The 24,176-nt window shown below is 75.8% G+C and carries 5 protein-coding genes; all 5 read right to left on the bottom strand.

The features are described from left to right. Nucleotides 1-10: 10 nt before the first annotated feature. On the bottom strand, nucleotides 11-19,996 hold the full coding sequence (locus QK440_RS08465; protein ID WP_282792377.1) for a type I polyketide synthase: 19,986 nt from the start codon (nucleotides 19,994-19,996) through the stop codon (nucleotides 11-13). A 590-nt stretch (nucleotides 19,997-20,586) separates the two neighbouring features. Beyond that, nucleotides 20,587-21,123 carry a response regulator transcription factor gene (locus tag QK440_RS08460; protein WP_282792376.1) on the bottom strand — a complete coding sequence of 179 codons (537 nt, stop codon included), beginning with the start codon at nucleotides 21,121-21,123 and terminating at the stop codon, nucleotides 20,587-20,589. A 460-nt stretch (nucleotides 21,124-21,583) separates the two neighbouring features. After that, on the bottom strand, nucleotides 21,584-21,793 hold the full coding sequence (locus QK440_RS08455; protein ID WP_282792375.1) for a ferredoxin: 210 nt from the start codon (nucleotides 21,791-21,793) through the stop codon (nucleotides 21,584-21,586). 5 nt (nucleotides 21,794-21,798) lie between these two features. Further along, complete coding sequence (locus QK440_RS08450; protein ID WP_282792374.1) at nucleotides 21,799-23,016, bottom strand: cytochrome P450; 1,218 nt, start codon at nucleotides 23,014-23,016, stop codon at nucleotides 21,799-21,801. 149 nt (nucleotides 23,017-23,165) lie between these two features. Beyond that, nucleotides 23,166-23,933, bottom strand: a complete 768-nt coding sequence (locus QK440_RS08445) for an alpha/beta fold hydrolase (RefSeq protein WP_282792373.1) — start codon at nucleotides 23,931-23,933, stop codon at nucleotides 23,166-23,168. Between the last annotated feature and the right edge of the window lie 243 nt (nucleotides 23,934-24,176).

Genomic DNA, 24,176 nt, shown 5'->3' with positions numbered 1-24,176 from the left:
GGACTCACTCTCAACTCGGTTCGGTGGGCGACGCGTCGCCGGAGATGGAGATGCCGAGGCTGTTGGTGACGAAGTCGAGGACTTCCGCGGCGGTCGCGGAGGCGAGCCCGGCCGGTGCCGGCTGCTCGTCCGCCGCCGCGGCGTCCCCGTTCGTCCACGGCTCGGCGAGGCCGCGGAAGGTGTCGGTGAGCGCGCTCCGCTGGGCCTCGGTGAGCCGGAGCGTGGTCAGGTGGCTCCTGACCCGGGTGAGGTCGGCCATGACGCGCTCGTACGTCGGGTCCTGGGCGTCGTCCGCCCCGTCGGGCGCCGCCCCGTCGGGCGCCGGGGCGAGCCGGGCGAGCAGGTGGTCGGTCAGGGCGCCGGGGCTCGGGTGGTCGAAGACCGCGGTGGCGCTGAGCTTCAGGCCGGTGCGCCTGGTGAGCCTGTTGCGGAGTTCGACGGCGGTCAGCGAGTCGAAGCCGAGGTCGCGGAAGGCCCCGTCGGCGGCGACGCCGCGCGGGTCGCTGTGCCCGAGCACCAGGGCGACGTCCGTGCGCACCAGGTCGAGCAGCAGGGCCCGCCGCTGTGCGGCCGGAAGGGCGCGCAGCCGGTCCGCCAGGGGCTCGGCGGGCGCGGGCGCGGCCGCCGTGGCGGGGGCCGCCGTCCGCCGCCGCGCGGCGGGCACCAGGTCCCGCAGCGGCGGCGGCACGGACTCCGCGGCGCGCAGCGCGGCCGTGTCGACGCGTACCGGCACGACCGCGGCGGCGGTGCCGGCGAGCGCCCGGTCGAAGGCGGCCAGGCCCTCCTCCGTGGAGGTGGGCAGCAGCCCGGTGCGGGCGATCCGGCCGCGGTCGGCGGTGCCGAGCCCGGCGGTCATCGCGCTGGCCTCGGCCCACATGCCCCAGGCCAGGGACACCGCGGGCAGCCCGGCCGTGTGCCGGCGTACGGCGAACGCGTCCAGGAAGGCGTTGGCCGCCGCGTAGTTGGCCTGCCCCGCCGAGCCGAGGACACCGGCGACGGAGGAGAACACCACGAAGGCCGCGAGGTCCGCGCCGGCGGTCAGCTCGTGCAGGGCGCGCACCGCGTCGGCCTTCGGCCGCAGCACGGTGGCGAGCCGCTCCGGGGTCAGCGCCTCCAGGACGCTGTCGTCGAGGACCCCGGCGGTGTGGACCACGGCGGTCAGCGGGTGCTCCGCGGGGACCCGGGCCAGGGCCCGGGCGAGCTGCTGGCGGTCCGCCACGTCGCAGGCGACGGACTCCACGCGGACCCCGGCGTCCAGCAGCTCCCGGGGGGCCTCGCCGCCGCGGCGGCTCAGCAGCAGGACGCTGCGCACGCCGTGCGCGGAGACGAGCCGCCGCAGGACGAGCCGGGCCAGGGTGCCGCTCGCCCCGGTGACGACGACCGTGCCGTTCGGGTCGAGGGGCCGCGGAATGGTCAGGACGGCCCGGCCGCCGGGCCCGTGCCCGGCCAGGGAGCGGTGCGCCTCGGCCGCCTCCCGTACGTCGTACGCCCGTACGGGCACCGGGCACAGCGCGCCGGAGTCGAGCAGTCCGGTGAGCCGGGTGAGGGCGGCGCGGCTCCGGTCGGCGTCGGGCGCGGCCACCGGGGCGACGGGCACGTACCGGCCGTGCTCGGCGAGCAGGGCCGCCGAGGCGTCGGTGCCCGGGCCGCCGCGCGCGTCCAGGACGGCGTCGAGGCCCCACGGCACCCGCCGCGCGACGGCGTCGGCCTCGGGGGTGAGGGTGTGCGCCTCGTCGAGGCCGAGGCCGCGCAGCGCGGCGTGGGCGTCCAGGGGCGCGGTGGCGAACACCTCGGCGCCCTGGTGCCGGGCGAGCCGGACCGCCGCGAGGCCGGTGGCGCCGCCCCCGGTGTGGACCAGGACCCGCCGGCCGGGGCGCAGCCGGGCCTCGTCGACGACGGCGTGCCAGGCGGCGAGGTACGCCGTCGGGGCCGCCGCCTCGGCGAAGGTCAGGCCGCGCGGCATGCGGGTGACCGCGCGGTGGTCGGTGACCGCGGTGCGGGCCAGGGCGCCGCCGTCGGGGAAGGCGCCCCAGACGCGGTCGCCCGGGGCCAGGCCGGTGACGGCCGCGCCGACCTCGGTGACGACGCCGGAGCCCTCGGTGCCGGGCGCGCCCGCGGGGCCGGTCGGCGCCTCGGGGCCCGTCGGCGTCCTGGGGCCGGTCAGGGCCTCGGGACCGATGGCGGCCGCCCGCATGGACACGCGGACCTGCTCCGGGCCCAGCGGCGCGGTGCCGGCCGGGTCGGCGGCCAGGGCGAGGGCGCCGGGACCCGCCGGGCCCTCGGCGTCGCCGTCCGCGGTGGTCTCCAGGCGCCACTCGGGTACGTCCGGCAGCGGCAGCGCGGCCGGGGCGGTGCGGGTGAGCCGGGGGACGAACACCTGGCCGTCGCGGACGGCGACCTGGGGCTCGCCGGACGCGAGGGCCAGCGCGACGGCCTCGGCGGCGGGACCGTCGGCCCCGGCGTCGGCGAGGGCGGAGGCACGGGCTGGGGCATGGGCTGCGGCATGGGCGGAGGCGTCGGTGTCGGTATCGGTGTCGGCGGCGATGTCCACGGCCACGACGCGGCCCGGGTGTTCGGCCTGGGCGGAGCGCAGCAGGCCCCAGACGGCGGCGGTCGCGGGGTCGGGCGCCTCCATGAGGGCGCCCCTGGTGACCACGGCGAGGCGGCTGTCCTGCTTCCCCGCGCCGTCGGCCGTCCCCTCACCGTCGGCCGTCCCCTCACCGTCAGCCACCCCCTCACCGTCGGCCGTCGCCGCGCCGTCGGCCGTTCCGGCCAGGAACCGCTGCACGGTGGTGAGTACCTCGGTCAGACGGGTGTGGACGTCGCCGGGGCCGACGTGGACGACGGTGACGCCGGGCGCGGGCCCGGTGGCCGGTTCCGGCGCCGGTACGGCGCGCCAGCGCAGGTGGAGTCCGGCGTCCGGGCCGGGTGCCGCGCCGCCGGTGAGGGGCCGTACGGCCAGCGCCTCCACGGCGGCGACGGGCTGTCCGGCGGTGTCGGTCACGGCCAGGGACACGGCGCCGTCCCCGGCGGTCGCGAGCCGGACCCGGACCGCGGTCGCGCCGGTCGCCGCGAGCGTCACGCCCGACCAGGAGAACGGCAGCAGGGGCCGCCCGCCGCCGGTGTCGGCGCCGGTCAGGGACGGTACGCCGAGGGTGACGGCGTGCAGGGCGGCGTCCAGGAGCGCCGGGTGGATGCCGAACGCGCCCGGCGGGGCCGGGAGGTGAGCCTCCGCGTACAGCGCGTCGGCGGTGCGCCAGGCGGCGCGCAGGCCCTGGAACGCCGGGCCGTAGCCGTAGCCCTGTGCGGCCAGGTCGTCGTAGAACCCGTCGAGGGGCAGCGGTTCGGCGTCGGCGGGCGGCCAGGGCGCCGCCGCCAGGGTCCCGGCGGCGGGCGCGGGTGCCGGGGACAGCGTGCCGGCGGCGTGCCGCACGAGTGGTCCGGTGGCCGCTGCCGGGCCGGGCGAGGAGTGGACGGCGACGGCCCTGCGGCCGTCCTCGTCCGGGGCGCCGACGACGACCTGGAGGTACACGGCGGTGTCGGCGGGCAGGGCCAGGGGCGTCTCCAGCGTCAGCTCCTCGACGGCCGGGCAGCCCGTCTCGCCCCCGGCGTACAGCGCCAGGTCGAGGAAGGCGGTGCCGGGCAGCAGGGCGGTGCCGCCCACCGCGTGGTCGGCGAGCCAGGGGTGCGCGCCGGGCAGCACCCGGCCGGTGAGCACGGCCTGGCCGTCGGGCAGGAACACGGCCGCGCCGAGCAGCGGGTGCCGGGTGGCGTTGAGGCCCGCGGCCCGGATGCCGACGGCCGACCGGTCCGCGTCCTGCCAGTAGCGCTGTCCGGCGAACGGGTAGCCGGGCAGTTCGGTGCGGCGGCCGCCGGACAGCAGCCGCTCCCAGGCCACCGGCGGGCCCGCGACGTGGACCGCCGCGAGCGCCCGGGTGAGCGCGAGCGGCTCGTCCTGGCCGGCCTTGAGGGTGGCGACGGCGGTGTACGCGGTGTCACCGGGCGCCTCGTCGAGGGTGGCGTGCACCATCGGGGTGACGACGGCCTCGGGCCCGACCTCCAGGTAGGCGGTGACGCCCCGCTCTGCGAGGGCGCGCACGCCGTCGGCGAAGCGCACCGCGCCGCGCACGTGCTCCACCCAGTACGCGGGGTCGCACAGCCGCTCGGGGTCCGCGAGGCCGCCGGTGAGGTTCGACACCACGGGGATGCGCGGCGCGGTGAACGTCAGGCCGGACACGACCTCGGCGAACGCGTCGAGCACGGCGTCCATCCGGTGGGAGTGGAAGGCGCCCGAGACCGTGAGGCGGCGCACCCGGTGCCCGGCGGCGCGGAAGTGGTCGGCGACGGCGAGGGCGGCCGCCTCGTCGCCGGACACGACGACGGCGCGCGGGCCGTTGACCGCGGCGATGCCGACGGCGCCGGTGAGGGACGCCTCCTCCAGGTACGCGGCGGCCTCGTCCTCGCCGACGGCGAGGGCCACCATCGCGCCGCCTTCCGGCAGGGCCCCCATCAGGCGGCCGCGGGCCGCCACGAGGGCGCAGGCGTCGGCCAGGGAGAGCACGCCCGCCGCGTGGGCGGCGGTGATCTCGCCCAGGGAGTGGCCCATGACGTAGTCGGGGGTGACGCCCCAGGAGGTGAGCAGGGCCAGGAGCGCGGCCTCGACGGCGAACAGGCCGGTCTGGGTGTACATGCTCCGGTGCAGGAGCGGGGCGAGCGCGCTGTCCTCGGCGGCGAACACGACGTCCCGCAGGGGGTGTTCGGCGTGCCCGGCGAGGTGGGCGTCCACGGCGGCGCACACGGCGTCGAAGGCCTCGGCGAAGACGGGGTACCGCTCGTACAGCTCGCGGCCCATCGCGGCCCGCTGCGAGCCCTGGCCGGAGAAGACCAGCGCGAGTCCGCCGGGCGCGGCGGGCGCGGCCCCGACGACGGCGCCGGGGGTGTCCTCCCCGTGCGCGAGGGCCGTCAGCGCGGCGGTCAGCTCGTCGCGGCCGGTGCCGAGGACCACGGCCCGGTGCTCCATCAGGGTGCGGCCCACGGCCAGGGTGTGGCCCACGTCGCGGGGGTCGGTGCCGGGCTCGCCGGTGAGGTGGGCGAGCAGCCGGGCGGCCTGCCGCCGCAGCGCGGCGGGGGTCTTCGCGGACAGCGCCCACGGGGTGACGGTGGCGGTGACGGGGTTGGTGACGGGGGCGTCCGGCGCGGGGCCGCGGTGCTCCGGCTCCTCGGCGGGCGCTTCCAGGATGACGTGCGCGTTGGTGCCGCTGATGCCGAAGGACGACACCGCCGAACGGCGCGGCCGGTCGAGCTCGGGCCAGGGCTGGTCCGCCGTGAGCAGGCTGACGGCGCCGGACTCCCAGTCGACGTGGTGGGAGGGGGTGGACGCGTGCAGGGTGCGCGGCAGCACGCCGTGCCGCATCGCGTACACCATCTTGATGATGCCCGCGACGCCCGCGGCGGCCTGGGTGTGCCCGATGTTCGACTTGACCGAGCCCAGCCACAGCGGCCGGTCCGCCGCGCGCCCCTGCCCGTAGGTGGCGAGCAGCGCCTGCGCCTCGATCGGGTCGCCGAGGGAGGTGCCGGTGCCGTGCGCTTCGACGACGTCCACGTCGGCCGCCGACAGGCGCGCGCTCGCCAGGGCGTCGCGGATGACGCGCTGCTGGGAGGGGCCGTTGGGGGCGGTCATGCCGTTGCTGCCGCCGTCCTGGTTGACGGCGGAGCCTCGTACGACCGCGAGGACCTGGTGTCCGTTGCGGCGGGCGTCGGAGAGCCGCTCGACCACGAGCAGGCCCACGCCCTCGGCCCAGCCCGCGCCGTCGGCGTCGTCGGAGAAGGCCTTGCAGCGGCCGTCCGGAGACATCGCCCGCTGCCGTGAGAACTCCACGAACGTCGTCGGTGTCGACATCACCGTCACGCCACCGGCCAGCGCCAGAGTGCACTCGCCGTTGCGCAGCGCCTGCACCGCCAGGTGGAGCGCCACCAGCGACGACGAGCACGCCGTGTCCACCGTCAGCGCCGGGCCCTCGAGGCCCAGGAGGTACGAGATGCGGCCGGACGCCACGCTGGACGCGTTGCCGAGCATGCGGAAGCCGTCCATGCCCTCGACGGGCTCGTGCAGCGGCGGCCCGTACTCCATGGGCATCAGCCCGGCGAACACGCCGGTCCTGCTGCCACGCAGCGAGGCCGGGTCGATGCCGGTCCGCTCGAAGGCCTCCCAGGCGGTCTCCAGGAGCAGCCGCTGCTGCGGGTCCATGGCCGCCGCCTCACGCGGGCTGATCCCGAAGAACTCGGCGTCGAACACGGCGGCGTCGCGCAGGAACCCGCCGTGCCGCGTGTACGTCTTGCCGACGCGGTCGGGGTCGGGGTCGTACAGGTCCTCGACGTCCCAGCCGCGGTCGGCGGGGAACTCGGTGATCGCGTCGACGCCGTCCAGGGTCGCCTGCCACAGCTCCCGCGGGGAGCCGATACCGCCCGGGTAGCGGCAGGCCATGCCGACGACGACGACCGGATCGTCGTCGGCCGTCGCCGGGACCGGCGCGGCGGCCGGTGCGGCCCCGGCGCCCGCGCCCCGCACCTGCTCGTCGAGGAACGCGGCGAGGGCGGTGAGGGTGGGGTGGTCGAAGACCAGTGTCGACGGCAGCCGCAGGCCGGTGGCGGCCTGGAGGCGTCGGCGCAGTTCGAGGCCGGTGAGCGAGTCGAAGCCCAGGTCGCGGAAGGCCCGGTCGGCGTCCACCGAGGCGTCCGGGCTGTGGCCGAGCACCAACGACACCTGGGCGCCCACGAGTTCGAGCAGCGCGGCGGCGCGCTCCGCGGCGTCGAGCGCCGCCATGTCGGCGGCCCAGGACGCGGCCGGGGCCGCTCCGGCGGCCGCGGCGCGGCGCGCGGGCACCCGGACCAGGGAGGTGAGGACGGCGGGCAGGCTGTCCCGCGCCGCCTGGCTGCGCAGCGCGGGCAGGTCCAGGCGGGCCGGGAACAGCGTCGCCCGGTCGGCGGCCAGCGCGGCGTCGAAGAGGGCGAGCCCCTGGGCGGGCGTCATCGGCGCGAGTCCGCCCCGGGTCAGCCGGGCCAGGTCGGCGTCGTCCAGGTGCGCGGTCATCGCGCTGTCGCTCGCCCACAGGCCCCAGGCCAGGGACGTGGCGGGCAGCCCTGCGGCGCGGCGCGCCTGCGCGAGGGCGTCGAGGCCGGCGTTGGCGGCGGCGTAGTTGGCCTGGCCCGCGGTGCCCAGCACCCCGGCCGCCGACGAGAACAGGACGAACGCGGCGAGGTCGGCGTCACGGGTCAACTCGTCAAGGAGCCGGGCGCCGTCGACCTTGGGGCGCAGCACGGTGTCGAGGCGCTCGGGGGTGAGCGCGGTCACCACGCCGTCGTCGAGGACGCCCGCGGCGTGGACGACGGCGGTCAGCGGGTGCGCGGCGGGAGTGCCCGCCAGCGCCGCCGCCAGCCCTTCGCGGTCGGCCACGTCGCACGCCGCGAAGGCCACGGTGGCCCCGGCGCCGGTCAGCTCCGCGACCAGGTCACGCGAGCCTTCGGCGCCCCGGCGGCCGACCAGCAGCAGGTGCCGTACGCCGTGCTCGGCGACGAGGTGCCGGGCCACGAGGCCACCCAGCGCGCCGCCCGCACCGGTGATCAGGACCGTGCCGTCCGGGTCCCAGCGCGGGGGTGCCGCCGTCACGGGCCGCTCCGCCGGGTCCGCGTCCCCGGACTCCGGTGACCGCGGCGCCTCCGCCGTCACCGTGGTCAGACGCGGGACGAGCACCTTCCCGTCCCGTACGGCCGTTTGCGGCTCGCCGGACGCGAGGGCCCGGCCGAGTGCCGCGTGCGGGTCCGCGTCCTCGGCGGTGTCGACGAGGACGATCCGTCCCGGGTGCTCGGCCTGCGCGGAGCGCAGCAGGCCCCAGACGGCAGCCGTGGCAGGGTCGGGCACCTCCGCCATGCCGCCCCGCGTGACCACGGCCAGACGGGACTCCTCGTCCTCGCTCGCCTCGGCCAGGAACCGCTGGACCTCCGCCAGCACCTCGGCCACCCGCGTACGGACGTCACCGCCCGGCTGTACGGACGCGACCGTCACCTGGGGCGGCACCCCGCCGGACGCGTCCGGAGCGGGCACCTCCACCCACCGCACCTCATACAGCGGATCAGCAGTGGAGACGGCCGACCCCAACTGCTCCTTCGACATGCGCTGCAGGCGCAGCTCGTCCACCGTCACCACCGGCAGACCGGCGCCGTCGAACGCCACCAGCCGCACCGCGCCGTCCGCCGCCCGCGACAACCGCACCCGGACCGTGGTGGCGCCCACCGAGTGGAGGCGCACCCCGCTCCAGGTGAACGGCACCCACAGCTCACCGGTGGGGAGCGGGTGCAGGGCGGCGTCCAGGAGCGCCGGGTGGATGCCGAAGGAGTCGGCCTCCACCGGGAGGTGGACCTCGGCGAACATGTCGTGGCCGACGCGCCACAGCGCGCGCAGGCCCTGGAACGCGGGGCCGTAGCCGTAACCGAGTCCGGCCAGGGTGTCGTACGCCTCGGCGGCGTCGACGCGCTCCGCGCCGGCGGGCGGCCAGGCGCCGTCCAGGCGCTCCTCGGCCGCCACGGGCCCGGAGGTCAGCGTGCCGACCGCGTGCCGAACCCACTCCCCCGCCCCGGCCCCGTCGGCGTCCTGGACCTGGGAGTGCACGGCGACGGGCCTGCGCCCGGCCTCGTCCGAGGCGCCCACCGACACCTGTACGGCGACGAGCGTGTCCTCGGCGAGGACGAGCGGCCGCTCCAGCGTCAGCTCCTCCAGCGTCTCGCAGCCGACCTCGTCGGCGGCGCGGAGGGCCATCTCCACGAAGGCGGTGCCGGGCAGCAGGACCGTGCCGAAGACACCATGGTCCTCCAACCAGGGGTGGGTGGAGCGGGATATGCGCCCGGTGAGGACCACGCCCTCGCCGCCCGCGAGGCGTACGGCGGCGCCGAGCAGCGGGTGCCCGGCCGGGTGCAGCCCGAGCCCGGCCGCGTCCACCGCCGACCGGCCCGCCGGGAGCCAGTGCCTGCGCCGCTGGAACGCGTACGTCGGCAGCTCCACCAGACGCCCACCGCCCAGCCACGGCGACCAGTCCACGGCCACGCCCGCGACGAACACCTCCGCGAGCCCGTGCAGGAGCCGTGCCCGCTCGTCCTCGTGCCGCCGCAGCGTCCCCACGGCCGTCACACCGGCCACACCGCGGCTCTCCGCGGCCTGCGTCACCGCGCCGGTCAGGACGGGGTGGGGGCTGCTCTCGACGAAGGCTCGATGCCCGTCCGCCAGCAGCGCTTCCAGGGCGGCATCGAAGCGGACGGTCTGGCGGAGGTTGGTGAACCAGTACTTCGCGTCCATGCCCGCGGTGTCGATGACCGCGCCGGTCACGGTGGAGTACAGCGGTACTTGGCCCGTACGGGGCTCGATCTCCCGCAGCACTTCGAGGAGTTCGTCCTTCAGGTCTTCCACCTGCGGGGAGTGCGAGGCGTAGTCCACCGCGATACGCCGGGCCTGAATGCCGTCGGCCTCGCATCCGGCCAGGAACACGTCCAGTTCGTCGGGGGCACCCGACACCACGACCTGCTCGGGCCCATTGACGACCGCGACCTGGATGCCAGCGGTCAGCCTCCCGGCGACGGCCTCCTCCCCGGCCAGCACCGAGACCATTCCGCCACGCCCCGACAGCCGTACGATCGCCCGGCTGCGCAACGCCACGACCCGGGCCGCATCCTCCAGCGACAGCCCACCCGCCACACACGCGGCCGCGATCTCCCCCTGGGAGTGACCCACCACCGCAGCAGGCTTCACCCCAAGGGACTGCCACAGCGCCGCCAGCGACACCATCACCGCGAACAACACCGGCTGGACGACATCCACGCGCCGCAGCACGTCCTCATCGCCCTCGCGCACCACGTCCAACAGCGACCAGCCATCGACGTACGGCTCCAACGCGACAGCACACTCCGCCATCCGCGCCGCGAACACCGGCGAGAACTCCAGCAGCTCCCGCGCCATACCCACCCACTGCGAGCCCTGCCCGGGGAACACGAACACCACCGAGGACGACGCCCCGGCACGCCCGGACATGACACCCGAGACCTCACGGCCCGACGCCAACTCAGCCAGCCGGGCGCTCAGTTCACTCGCGTCACCGCCCAGGACCACCGCCCGGTGCTCAAGCACCGCGCGCCCCGACGCCAGCGTGAACCCCACATCCCGCGCATCGAGTTCGGCACCCTCACCGACATGCGCGAGAAGGCGCCCGGCCTGCTCCGCCAGCGCCGCCTCGCTGCGCGCCGACAGCACCCACGGCACCACCGGCGCGTCCACCACCGCCGGAGCCTCCGGCAGGGCGGGCCGCGCCTCCTCGGCAGGGACCTCGGCGAACTCCGGCGCCGCCTCCAGGATCACGTGCGCGTTGGTGCCGCCGATGCCGAAGGACGACACCGCCGAGCGGCGCGGCCGGTCGAGCTCCGGCCACGGCCTGTTCTCGGTGAGGAGCTCGACCTGGCCGGCCGTCCAGTCGACGTGGTGGGAGGGGGTGGACGCGTGCAGGGTGCGCGGCATCGTGCCGTAGCGCATGGCCTGCACCATCTTGATGACACCGGCGACACCGGCCGCGGCCTGGGTGTGCCCGATGTTGGACTTCACCGAGCCCAGCCACAGCGGCCGGTCCGCCGCGCGCCCCTGCCCGTAGGTGGCGAGCAGCGCCTGGGCCTCGATCGGGTCGCCGAGGGAGGTGCCCGTGCCGTGCGCTTCGACGACATCCACGTCCGCCGTCGACAACCGCGCGCTGGCCAGGGCGTCGCGGATGACGCGCTGCTGGGAGGGGCCGTTGGGGGCCGTGAGGCCGTTGCTGCCGCCGTCCTGGTTCACCGCCGAACTGCGGACCACGGCGAGTACGGGGTGCCCGTTGCGGCGGGCGTCGGAGAGCCGCTCGACGACGAGCAGGCCCACGCCCTCCGACCAGCCCGCGCCGTCGGCGTCGTCGGAGAAGGCCTTGCAGCGCCCGTCGGGGGACATGGCGCGCTGCCGCGAGAACTCCACGAACGTCGTCGGTGTCGACATCACCGTCACGCCACCGGCCAGCGCCAGGGTGCACTCGCCGTTGCGCAGCGCCTGCGCCGCCAGGTGGAGCGCCACCAGCGACGACGAGCACGCCGTGTCCACCGTCAGCGCCGGGCCCTCGAGGCCGAGCTGGTACGAGATGCGGCCCGAGGCCACACCACCGCTGTTGCCGGTGATCATCAGGCCCTCGACGTCCTCGGTCGCCTCCGGCAGCCAGGAGCCGTAGTCGTGGTACATCAGGCCGGTGAAGACACCGGTCCTGCTGCCACGCAGCGAGGCCGGGTCGATGCCGCCGCGCTCCAGGGCCTCCCAGGCGGTCTCCAGGAGCAGCCGCTGCTGCGGGTCCATGGCCGCAGCCTCACGCGGGCTGATCCCGAAGAACTCCGCGTCGAAGTCCCCGGCCCCGGCCAGGAACCCGCCCCGGCGGGAGTAGCTCGTACCGACGTGGCTCGGGTCGGGGTCGTAGAGGCCCGCGAGGTCCCAGCCGCGGTCGGCGGGGAACTCGGTGATGGCGTCGACGCCGTCCAGGGTCGCCTGCCACAGCTCCTGCGGCGAGTCGATGCCGTCGGGCAGGCGGCAGGCCATGCCGACGATGACGACCGGGTCGTCGTCGGCGGCCGCCCGCGTGACGACCGGCCCGGCGGGCCCGGCGTGCGTGCCCTGGACCTGTTCCGCGAGGAAACCGGCCAGCGCGGTGAGCGTGGGGTGGTCGAAGACCAGTGTCGACGGCAGCCGCAGGCCGGTGGCGGCCTGGAGGCGCTGGCGCAGTTCGAGGCCGGTGAGCGAGTCGAAGCCCAGGTCGCGGAAGGCCCGGTCGGCGTCCACGGTCCCGGCGGACCCGTGGCCCAGCACCAGCGACACCTGGGCGCCGACCAGTGCGAGCAGCTCCGCCTGGCGTTCGGCGCCGTCCAGGGCGGCCATCCGGTCCGCCCACGACGAGGCCTCTTCGACGCCGGGTGCCGCGGCGCGGCGCGCGGGCGTCCGGACCAGGGACCTGAAGACGGCGGCCATGCCGTCGCGCGCCGCCTGGTTGCGCAGCGCGGGCAGGTCGAAGCGGGCCGGGACGACGGTGGCCCGGTCCGCGGCGAGGGCCGCGTCGAACAGCGCGAGCCCCTGCGTCGCCGACATCGACGCCAGGCCGCTGCGCGACAGGCGGGCCAGGTCGGCGTCCTCCAGGTGCGCGGTCATCGCGCTGTCGCTGGTCCACAGGCCCCACGCCAGCGAGGTCGCGGCACGCCCCGCGGCGCGGCGCGCCTGCGCGAGGGCGTCGAGGCAGGCGTTGGCGGCGGCGTAGTTGCCCTGGCCCGCGGTGCCCATCACCCCGGCCGCCGACGAGAACAGGACGAACGCGGCGAGGTCGGCGTCGCGGGTCAACTCGTCAAGGAGCAGGGCGCCAACGGCCTTGGGCCGCATCACGGTGTCCACCCGCTCGGGCGTCAGCGCGGTCACCACGCCGTCGTCGAGGACGCCCGCCGCGTGGACGACGGCGGTCAGCGGGTGCGCGGCGGGAATGCCCGCCAGCGCCGCCGCCAGCCCTTCGTGGTCGGCCACGTCGCACGCCGCGAAGGCCACGCTCGCGCCCGCCTGCGCCAACTGGTCCGCCAGCTCCCGCGCCCCTTCGGCGCCCCGGCGGCTGAGCAGCAGCAGGTGCCGTACGCCGTGCTCGGCGACGAGGTGCCGGGCCACGAGGCCGCCCAGCGCGCCGCCCGCACCGGTGATCAGGACCGTGCCGTCCGGGTCCCAGGCCGTCGTCGGCTCCGCCTCCGCTGCCGCTGCCGCTTCCGGTGCCAGCGGTACGAGTCGCGGTACGAGCAACTCCCCGGCCTGCCAGGCGGCTTGCGGCTCTCCGGCCGCCAGGGTCCGCGCGACCGCCTCGTCGGCGTCCGCGTCCTCGGCGGTGTCGACGAGGACGATCCGGCCCGGGTGCTCGGCCTGCGCGGAACGCAGCAGGCCCCAGACGGCGGCCGTGGCCATGTCCGGCGTGCCCGTCATGCCGCCCCGGGTGACCACCGCGAGGCGGGACTCCTCGCCCGCCTCGGCCAGGAACCGCTGGACCTCCGCCAGCACCTCGGCCACCCGCGTACGGACGTCACCACCCGGCTCCACGCGCGCGACCGTCACGCCCGACGCCACCCCGCCGGACGCGTCCGGAGCGGGCACCTCCACCCACCGCACCTCATACAGCGGATCAGCAGCGGAGACGGCTGAGCCCAACTGCTCACGCGACATGCGCTGCAGGCGCAGCTCGTCCACCGTCACCACCGGCAGACCGGCACCGTCGAACGCCACCAGCCGCACCGCGCCGTCCACCGCCCGCGACAACCGCACCCGCAACGCCGTCGCGCCCACCGAGTGCAGCCGCACCCCGCTCCAGGAGAACGGCACCCACAGGTCATCCGCGAGCAGCGGGTGGAGCGCGGCGTCGAGCAGCGCCGGGTGGACGCCGAACTCGTCCGCCTCGGCGGGCAGCCATACGTCCGCGTACATCTCGTCGCCGACGCGCCACAGCGCGCTCAGGCCCCGGAAGACCGGGCCGTAGCCGTAGCCGATCCCGGCGAGCTCCTCGTACGCCCCGGCGATGTCCACGCGCCGCGCGCCGGCGGGCGGCCAGGCGCCGTCCAGGCGCTCCTCGGCCGCCACGGGCCCGGGGACCAGCGTGCCGACCGCGTGCCGGACCCACTCCACCTCGGCGTCGGCGCCCTCGGCGCCCTCGTCCTGGACCCGCGAGTGCACGGCGCTCGAACGGCGCCCGGCCTCGTCCGGGGCGCCCACCGACACCTGTACGGCGACGAGCGTGTCCTCGGCGAGGACGAGCGGGCGCTCCAGCGTCAGCTCCTCCAGCGCCTCGCAGCCGACCGCGCCACCGGCGTGCAGCGCCAGCTCGACGAAGGCGGTGCCGGGCAGGATGACGGTGCCGTGGACGGCGTGGTCCTCCAGCCACGGGTGGGTGCGCAGCGAGATCCTGCCGGTGAGGACCAGGCCCTCCTGTGGCGCGAGGCGTACGGCGGCGCCGAGCAGCGGGTGCCCGGCCGGGTGCAGGCCGAGCCCGGCCGCGTCCACCACCGACCGCCTCGCGGGCAGCCAGTGCCGCCGCCGTTGGAAGGCGTACGTGGGCAGCTCCACCAGACGCCCGGCGCCCAGCCACGGCGACCAGTCCACGGCCACGCCCGCGACGAACACCTCGGCAAGGTTGTGCAGGAGCCGTGCCCGCTCGTCCTCGTGCCGCCGCAGCGTCCCCACAGCTGTCACACCGGCCACCCCGCGGCTCTCCGCGGCCTGCGTCACGGCCCCGGTGAGCACCGGGTGCGGGCTCGACTCCACGAAGACGTGGTGTCCCGACGCCAGCAGCGCTTCCAGGGCGGCGTCGAAGCGCACCGTCTGGCGCAGGTTGGTGAACCAGTACTCCGCGTCCATGCCCGCGGTGTCGATGACCGCGCCGGTCACGGTGGAGTACAGAGGTACGTGGCCCGTGCGCGGGGTGATGCCTGCCAAGACGTCGAGGAGTTCGTCCTTGAGGTCTTCCACCTGCGGGGAGTGCGAGGCGTAGTCCACCGCGATACGCCGGGCCTGAATGCCGTCGGCCTCGCATCCGGCCAGGAACGCGTCCAGCTCCTCGGGGGCACCGGAGACCACGACCTGCTCGGGGCCGTTGACCACCGCGACCTGGATACCGGCCGTCAACCGACCGGCCACCGCCTCCTCCCCGGCCAGCACCGAGACCATCCCGCCACGCCCCGACAGCCGTACGATCGCCCGGCTACGCAACGCCACCACGCGCGCGGCATCCTCCAGCGACAGACCACCCGCCACACACGCGGCCGCGATCTCCCCCTGCGAATGCCCGACCACCGCCGAAGGCTTGACACCCAGCGAGCGCCACACCTCCGCAAGGGAGACCATCACCGCGAACAACACCGGCTGGACGACATCCACCCGCCGCAGCACGACCTCATCGCCCTCGCGCACCACGTCCAACAGCGACCAGCCATCGACGTACGGCTCCAACGCCGACGCGCACTCCGCCATGCGTGCCGCGAACACCGGGGAGAATGCGAGAAGTTCCCGCGCCATGCCCATCCACTGCGAGCCCTGGCCGGGGAACACGAACACCACGCCACCGGCCGCGCCGGTCCGTGCCCGGCCCTCGATCACGTCCGAGGCCGGACGCCCGGCGGCCAACTCGCGCAGACCGGCGTTCAGTTGCTGCGCATCGCCGCCCAGGACCACCGCCCGGTGCTCAAGCACCGCACGCCCCGACGCCAGCGTGAACCCCACGTCCCGCGCATCGAGTTCCGCGCCCTCACCGACATGCGCGAGGAGGCGCCCGGCCTGCTCCGCCAGCGCCGCCTCAGTGCGCGCCGACAGCACCCACGGCACCACCGGCGCGTCCACCACCGCCGGGACCTCCGGCAGGGCGGGCCGCGCCTCCTCGGCGGGGGCCTCGGCGAACTCCGGTGCCGCCTCCAGGATCACGTGCGCGTTCGTGCCGCTGATGCCGAACGACGACACCGCCGAGCGGCGCGGCCGGTCGAGGTCGGTCCACTCCTGGTCCGACGTCAGCACGCGGACGGCACCGGACTCCCAGTCGACGCGGCTGGACGGCTCCGACACGTTGAGGGAGCGCGGCATGAGGCCGTGGCGCATGGCCTGCACCATCTTGATGACACCGGCGACACCGGCCGCGGCCTGGGTGTGGCCGATGTTCGACTTGATCGAGCCGAGCCGCAGCGGCCGGTCCGCCGCGCGCCCCTGCCCGTACGTGGCCAGCAGCGCCTGTGCCTCGATCGGGTCGCCGAGGGAGGTGCCCGTGCCGTGGGCCTCCACGACGTCCACGTCCGCCGAGGACAGGCGCGCGCTCGCCAGGGCGTCGCGGATGACGCGCTGCTGGGAGGGGCCGTTGGGGGCGGTGAGGCCGTTGCTGCCGCCGTCCTGGTTGACGGCGGAGCCTCGTACGACCGCGAGGACCTGGTGTCCGTTGCGGCGGGCGTCGGAGAGCCGCTCGACGACGAGCAGGCCCACGCCCTCGGCCCAGCCCGTGCCGTCGGCGTCGTCGGAGAACGGCTTGCAGCGGCCGTCGGGGGCGAGGCCACGCTGGCGGGAGAACTCGACGAACATGCCGGGCGTGGACATCACCGTCACCCCGCCGGCCAGGGCCAGCGCGCACTCGCCGGTGCGCAGCGCGCGCACCGCCAGGTGCAGGGCGACCAGGGACGACGAGCACGCGGTGTCGACCGTCAGGGCCGGGCCTTCGAGGCCGAGCTGGTACGCGATGCGGCCGGACGCCACGCTGGAGGTGTTGCCGGTGAGGCGGAAGCCCTCGGTGCCGTCGGCCGGGGCGTCCAGGTGGGGCCCGTACTCCATGCCGGTGGCGCCGACGAACACGCCGGTCCGGCTGGAGCGCAGGCCGTCGGGGTTGATGCCGCCGCGCTCCAGGGCCTCCCAGGCGGTCTCCAGGAGCAGCCGCTGCTGCGGGTCCATGGCCGCAGCCTCACGCGGGCTGATCCCGAAGAACTCCGCGTCGAAGTCCCCGGCTCCGGCGAGGAAGCCGCCGCGGCGGGTGTACGTGGTGCCCGGGTTGGCCGGGTCGGGGTCGTAGAGGGCGGCGAGGTCCCAGCCGCGGTCGGCGGGGAACTCCGACGTGGCGTCCAGGCCGTCCGCGACGGTGCGCCACAGGTCCTCCGGCGAGCCGATGCCGCCCGGGTAGCGGCAGGCCATGCCGACGATGACGACCGGGTCGTCGTCGGCGGCGGCCGTCGCGGGGAGCGGTGCGGTGGCCGGGGTGTCGTCCGGGGTGTCCAGGACGCCGGTGAGCTGCTCGTGGACGTGGGCGGCGAGCGCGGTGAGCGTCGGGTGGTCGAAGAGGACGCTCGCGGGCATGCGCAGTCCCGTCGCCGACACCAGGCGGTTGCGCAGCTCCACGGAGAGCACGGAGTCCAGGCCCAGGTCGCGGAAGGTGGCGTCCGGGTCGGGCGTGACGCCGGTGGCCTCGGCGACGTGGGCGGCGAGCCAGCGGAGCAGGAACCCGTCCGGTTCGGCGCGGACGCGCTCGCGCAGGGCCAGCGTCGCCGAGCTGAGGTGCCGCTCGGCCGCGGCGGCCGGGGCGGGGCGCTCGTCGAGCCAGTGGCGCTCGCGCTGGAAGGCGTAGGTGGGCAGGGCGACGGTGCGGGCCTCGCCGACGGCGGCCGCCCAGTCGACGGGCACCCCGGCGGTCCAGGCCTCGGCGAGGCCGGTGAGCAGCGCACGCGCCTCGGGGCGGTCGCGGTGCTGGAGGGCCACCGCGCGCTCCGTGTCGGAGGTGGCGACGAGCGGGGTCAGGACGCTGTTCGGGCCGAGTTCCAGGAAGCGGGTCACGCCCTGCTCGCGGCAGGCGGCCAGCGCGTCGTGGAAGCGGACGGTGGCGCTCAGGTGCCCGACCCAGTACTCCTCCGTCAGGGCGGCCCCGGTGCGGCCGGTGACGGTGGACACGATCGGGACGCCGGGCTCGGCGACGGCGAGGCCGCTGATCCTGCGGGCGAACTCGTCGAGCATGGGCGCCATCAGCGGCGAGTGCGCGGCGTTGCGCACGCGCAGCCGGCTGGTGCGATGGCCGCGGGCGCGGAAGGCGTCCGCGACCCGGGTGACCCCTTCGTCGGCGCCGGAAAGGACGAGGGCGCGCGGCCCGTTGATGACGCCGACCGAGACGTCCGGGACGCCGTCGAGGGCGGCGAGCGCCTCCTCCTCGGTCGCCTCCACGGCGACCATGGCGCCGCCCGGCGGCAGCGCCTCCATGAGCTCGCCGCGCGCGGCGACGAGGGCGGCGGCGTGCGCCAGCGGCAGGGCGCCGGAGACGTGGGCGGCGACGATCTCGCCGAAGGAGTGGCCGACGAGCACGTCCGGGACGACGCCCCACGACGTCACCAGGCGGTACAGGGCGACCTGGAAGGCGAACAGGGCGGGCTGCATGAAGCGCATGCCGTCCAGGGCAACGGCGGCGGCCTCGTCGTCAACGCCGCCGAGCAGCACCGCGCGTAGGTCGAGCCCCGGCACGAAGTGGTCGAGCACCTCGTCGAGGGCCTCGGCGAACACCGGGTACGTCTCGTACAGCTCGCGCCCCATGCCGAGGCGGTGGGAGCCGACGCCGGAGAACAGGAACGCCGTCCTGCCGGGGGCGGCGACACCGCTCACCGCCCGCTCGTGCAGGTGCGCGAGGCCGGACGTGAGCTCGTCCCGGTCCCCGCCGACGACGACGGCACGGTGCTCGAACACGGACCGGCCGGCGGCGAGGGAGAGGGCGATGTCCGCGGCATCCGCGACATCCGCGGCACCTGCGACATCCTCGGCGCCCGCGACATCCGCGGCACCTGCGACATCTGCGGCGCCCGCGACATCCGCGGCGCCCGCGGCATCCTCGGCCGCCCCTGTCCGTGCCGCCGCACCCACGTCCGCCGCGCCCGCGCCCACGTCCACCCCGGTCCGTGCCGCCGCCGTCGCGTCCGCCGCACCCGTGTCCGCCGCGCCCCGCGCGTGCTCTCCCTCCGGGGACTCCTGCTCCGCCCTCACATGGGCCAGCAGGCGCGCGGCCTGGGCGTCCAGGGCGCGGCCGGTGCGGGCGGAGAGTACCCAGGGCAGGGGGCGGGCGGCCGCGGGCCGGGGTGCCGAGGGCTCGGTCCTGGCGGTGGCCGGGGCTTCGGTCAGGACGACGTGGCAGTTGGTGCCGCCGACGCCGAAGGAGCTGACGCCCGCCACGAGGGGGGCGTCCGCGGCGGGCCAGGCGTCGAGTTCGGTCTGCACCCGCAGGTTCAGCTCGGCCAGCGGGATCGCCGGGTTGGGGGCGGTGAAGTGCAGGCTCGGCGGGAGCCGCCGGTGGCGCAGCGCCAGGGCGGTCTTGAGCAGGCCGACGATGCCCGCGGCGGCCTCCAGGTGGCCGACGTTGGTCTTCGCGGAGCCCACGCGCAGCGGCGGGCGGTCCGCGCCGCCGCGGCCGACGACGGCGGAGACGGCGGCGGCCTCGACGGGGTCGCCGACCGGGGTGCCGGTGCCGTGCAGTTCGACGTACTGGACGGCCTCGGGGCTGATCCCGGCGTCGGCGTAGGCCCGGCGCAGGACGTCCCGCTGGCCCGCCACGTCGGGGTCGGTGAGCCGCTCGCCGCCGCCGTCGTTGGTGACGGCGCCGCCCCGGATGACGCAGTAGACGGGGTCGCCGTCGGCGAGGGCGCGGGCCAGCGGCTTGAGCAGGACCACGCCGCCGCCCTCGCCGCGCACGAACCCGTCGGCGCTCTCGTCGAAGACGGCGCAGCGGCCCTTGGCGGACAGCGCGCCGAGCGCGGCCGTGGTGCGCATGCTCTCCGGCGACAGGATCAGGTTCACGCCGCCGGCGAAGGCGAGGTCGGACTCGCCGCGCCGCAGGCTCTCGCACGCCAGGTGGACGGCGACCAGGGACGACGCCTGCGCCGCGTCGACGGCGAGGCTCGGCCCGGTCAGGCCGAGGGTCCAGGAGACGCGGTTGGCGACGACGGCGCGGTGCCGTCCGGTGAAGTCGTGCAGCTCGCCGCCGCCCGTCCGGTCGCCCGCCGCGGCGAGCGCCGCGTAGTCGTCGGAGGAGACGCCGACGAACACGCCGGTGCGCGAGCCCCGCAGCCGTACGTCGGGCAGCCCGGCGTCCTCCATCGCCTCCCAGACCAGCTCCAGGGCGAGCCGCTGCTGCGGGTCCATGGCGGCGGCCTCGTCGGGCGTCACGCCGAAGAAGGCGGCGTCGAAGGTGCCCACCTCGTCCAGGAAGCCACCGCGCCAGGACGCGCGGCCCGGCCCGCGCTCCGCCGGCCAGGGCGAGACCGCGTCGGTCCCCTCCGCCAACAGGCGCCAGAAAGCAGCCGGGTTCGACGCCGACGGAACGCGGCAGGAGGCCCCGATCACTGCGACGGCGGTGTCGTGGGCCCCGCCGGTCCCCTGGTCCCCAGACATGGATGGCTTCATACGGGGAGTATCGGTTTCCGGCCGGTGACGGGACTTCGGCCAGAGGAAGGGGCTCGGCTGCCGGGCTTCGGTGCAGGCGGGGGCCGGGCTTCGGTGCAGGAACGGGCCGCGAAACCCGGACTTTCGACCAGCCCGGCGCCTCAAGGGCCTCTGGTGTCACGGCAGTTGCGTCCGCCGCCCGGTCCGGTACCGCCCGTTCGGACGTCACCGTGGCCGTTGTCACAGCCTTCCCCGCCACGGGCCCCGGGAACCCTGCCCGGCGTACGGAGGCACCCGCGGAGCTCGGAACGGACCGGAGCGCGGTCGGACGCGCGGGGCGGCGCCGCCTGCTGGACGCACCGGCCCGGGGCGGACGGACCGGCCCCGGGGAGGGAGGCGTACAGGTGGACAGGCACGGCGGGGGGCGTCGCGTGCGAGGAAGAGGCACGCGCGCATGGCGAAGGGGCGTACGCGCGGCTGCTGCCGCGGGTACGCCCCGGGAACTTCGCGGACGCACAGGGCCCGCTGTCGGGCCCGTGGTGTCACCGGTGTCCCGGACGGTCCTCAAGGCTCATCCCCCGGAGCCCTCAGGACGTCCGTCACATGGCGGCGGCGGACGCGATCAACTGCGCCCGGGACGCCATGTGCGCCTTCGCGAGGACGTTGGAGACGTGAAATTTGATCGTCTTCTCGCTCAGGCCGAGACGGCGGGCGATCTCCTTGTTGGCCATGCCCCGCCGCACCAGTTGCAGCACCTCCGACTCGCGCGAGGTGAGCGGCTCGTGCGTGGGCACGGACTTCAGCGGCCTGGGCAGCGAGGCCCGTACCAGCGAGAGCAGCGCCCCGCTGAGACCGGGCGACACATAGCCGGTGCCCCCGCCGGCGCGCCGTACCGCCGCCACCAGATCCTCCTCCGGGTCGTCGTGGTGGACGAGCGCGCGCACATTCGCCTGCGGGAAACGGATCCAGTCCGTCGCGGCCTCCGTGTCGCCCACGACGACCACCAGGGCGGCGTCGACGCCGGCCAGCTCGTGCACGTGCTCGATCCCCGACTGGGCGCCGAGCACCACCACGTCCGGGGTGGCCATGCGCACCGCCGGGAGGAGCTCGACGACGCCCGCGGCCTCCCCGACCACGGTCAGCCCGGGGTCCTCCTCCAGCGCCCCCCGAATACCCAGTCGCGCATAGGGATGGGGGTCGCATACAATAACCCGCGCTTGAATTCCACTATTCAACTTCCGTACTCCCCTGTCAGCAAAAGCTTTCGCGTACGTGGAATTCACACAGGGGTGAGCAAGGTCCGTGGACATATTCCTCCGCGAACCCTTCGACCATGTCTGCCGCTCCGGCCGCATGCCCGACAGCCGCGCCGGAAAGCGCGGAATCCGGGCATGGCGGAGCGTGCGGTGACCGCGTTCGCCGTGCGCGCGGGAACCATCCCCCTCGGTGGCCGACCCGTGCCGGAATCCGTCCGTTCCCCCCGGGCGCGCCGAGCCGACCCGGCGCGCCCGGGGACAGGGAATACGGAATGCGGAATTCAGCGTGGGTCCGCGCGCCACGGCGCGAAACGCGTGCTACTCCCCCGTGTACTGCGTCTCAGTGCGTGGGCGCCTGACGCCCGACCTGGATGGCGCCGACCGGGCAGACCCGCTCGGCCAGCTCCACCGATGCCCGCAGGTGCTCGGGCACCTCGGTGGTGTGCACAAGGACCAGGCCCTCGTCGTCGTCCTGGTCGAAGACCTGGGGGACGTTGGCCACGCAGTTGCCGGAGCCGACGCACAGCTCCCTGTCCACCGTGATGTCCATGCCGCTCACCACGAGACCGGCAGTTCGCCGAGCCCGAACGTCACGGCCAGGTGCCGCTTCGGCACGGTGGCCAGCGTGGTCTCGGACCGAAGGTCCGGGAAGCGGCGGGCCAGCTCGACGAGCGCGATCCGCAGCTCGGCCCGGGCCAGCGGCTGGCCGATGCACTGGTGCAGGCCGAAGCCGAACGCCATGTGCCGGTGCGCCTCGCGCCGCGCGGGGTCGAAGAGCTCCGGGTCGTGGAAGACCGAGGCGTCCCGGTTGGCCATCGACAGCATGGCCACGACGCCCTCGCCCTCGCGGATGAGCTGTCCGCCGATCTCCGCGTCCTTCATGGCGAGCCGGGGCAGGCCGGTGCGGACGACGGTGCCGAACCGCAGCAGCTCCTCCACCATGCCCGGCGCGAGGCCGGGGTCGGCGCGCAGCGCGTCGAGCTGCTCCGGGTGCTCGAGCAGGGCCAGCGCGGACAGGCCGATCATGTTCGCGGTGGTCTCGTGACCCGCGACGAGCAGGAGCATGGCCAGGCTGACCAGCTCGTCCTCGCGCAGCTCGCCGGGGACCACCCGCTCCGCCACCAGGCGGCTGAGCAGGTCCTCCTCGGGCGCGTTCCGCTTGTACTCGATGACCTTGCCGATGAGGCCGGCGAGGGCGCCGAGCGCGGCCTCGACCTCCGCGGGACCTGCGTTCCGGTCCATGATCACGCGGCTGTGGTTCTGGAAGAAGTCATGCTCGGAATACGGAATTCCGAGCAGGTGGCAGATCGTCATCGACGGGACCGGGAGCGCGAACTCGGACATCAGGTCCGCGGGCGGGCCCATGGCGCGCATGCGCTCCAGGGCCTCGACGACCGTCTCCTCGATCAGCGGTTCGATCCGCCGGATGTTCTTGATCATGAACTCGGCGGTCAGCATCCGCCGGAACCGGCTGTGCGCGTCCCCGTCCATGAAGATGAACAGGCCGGACGCGTCCTCCCGCTTCTGCGGGATCGGGTTGAGCACCGGGAACCCCGGCTTGTACTGGTCGGAGCTGAACCCGGGGTGGCGCAGCAGCTGCCGCACGTCCTCGTGCCGGGTGACCAGCCAGGCCCAGCCGCCGAACGGCAGCCGGACTTTCCCTATGGGCCCGCCGAGGCGGGCCGTATCAGATTCCTGAACAGGAATGAACGGATTATTGTCCGGGCCTATGAACGGAAAGGCCGGTAGGTTCGCTACATCGACGTCTGTCATATCCCCCGCCACTTCAACACCTCGCTGAACTCGGTATTGGAAAGACGGATTCAGCCTAACAAGAATGTTGACTGAAAAACGTTCGAGTGAGGCAGCTCACACGTTTTGCGAACCGGGACCAAAGTCCTGCGTCTGGTATATGACCGCGTTTACTCGAGTAGTTCCGCGAGCCTCCCCAACACCGCCCCCGCGACCTCTGACACCTGTTCGGTCAGATAGAAATGGCCGCCCGGGTGGGTGTGCAGCGTAAAGGCCCCGTCCGTGTGGTCCGCCCACGCGCGCGCCTCGTCAAGGGTCACCTTGTCGTCGTCGGCGCCGACGTGCGCCTGGACGGGGGCGGCCAGGCGGGGGCCGGGGGTGTGGACGTAGGTCTCGGCGGCCCTGTAGTCGGCGCGCAGGGCGGGCAGCACCATCCGTACCAGCTCCTCGTCCGCGAACACCCGCGCGTCGGTGCCGCTGAGGGTGCGCACCTCCGCGAGCAGGCCCGCGTCGTCCCGCAGGTGCACGGGGTCGGCGTTCGGCCGCTGCCGGGAGGGCGCGCGCCGCCCGGAGGCGAACAGCGCGAGCGGCACCACCCCTCGCGCCTCGAGGCGCAGGGCGAGCTCGAAGCCGACCATGGCGCCCATGCTGTGCCCGAAGACCGCCGTGGACCGGCCGGCCCACGGCAGCACCTCGGCGGCGAGCAGGTCGGCCAGGCCGGTGACGGAGTCGACGCACGGCTCGTGGCGGCGGTCCTGGCGGCCCGGGTACTGGACGGCGAGCACCTCGACGCCGTCGCCCGCGAGGGCGCGGGCCAGCGGCAGGTAGTACGTCGCGGAGCCGCCGGCGTGCGGCAGGCACAGCAGCCTCGCGCGGGGCTCCGCCACGGTGAGGTAGCGGCGGATCCACGGGCTGGCGGCGGTGGCGGGCGCGGTCAAGTCGGTGCTCTCCAGGCGGGGTTGGGGCGAGCTGCGGTGGGGGCGGGGGCGCTGCCCGGGGGGAGCGGTGCCGCCCCCGGGGCCGGGGGTCCCGGGCCGGGGGGCGGGGTTCCGGCGCCGGGGCCGGGGGGCCGGGGTTGCCGCCCCGGGGGGCGGGGGGCGGCGCCGGCGCGGGGGGGGGGCGGGGGCCGGGCGGGGGGGGCCCGCCGGTGCCCCCCCCCGGGGCGGGGGGGGGGGGGCGCC

Origin of the sequence: Streptomyces sp. CC224B (assembly GCF_030010595.1) — a bacterium.
Taxonomy (GTDB): domain Bacteria; phylum Actinomycetota; class Actinomycetes; order Streptomycetales; family Streptomycetaceae; genus Streptomyces; species Streptomyces longispororuber.
The sequence above is the reverse complement of the archived record's forward strand: the minus strand, read 5'-3'. Positions and strand labels throughout refer to the sequence as shown.

Excerpts from the sequence above, each read along its gene's own strand:
- QK440_RS08465 (WP_282792377.1), bottom strand. The coding sequence starts at position 19,996 with ATGTCTGGGGACCAGGGGACCGGCGGGGCCCACGACACCGCCGTCGCA.
- QK440_RS08455 (WP_282792375.1), bottom strand. The coding sequence starts at position 21,793 with ATGGACATCACGGTGGACAGGGAGCTGTGCGTCGGCTCCGGCAACTGC.
- QK440_RS08450 (WP_282792374.1), bottom strand. The coding sequence starts at position 23,016 with ATGACAGACGTCGATGTAGCGAACCTACCGGCCTTTCCGTTCATAGGC.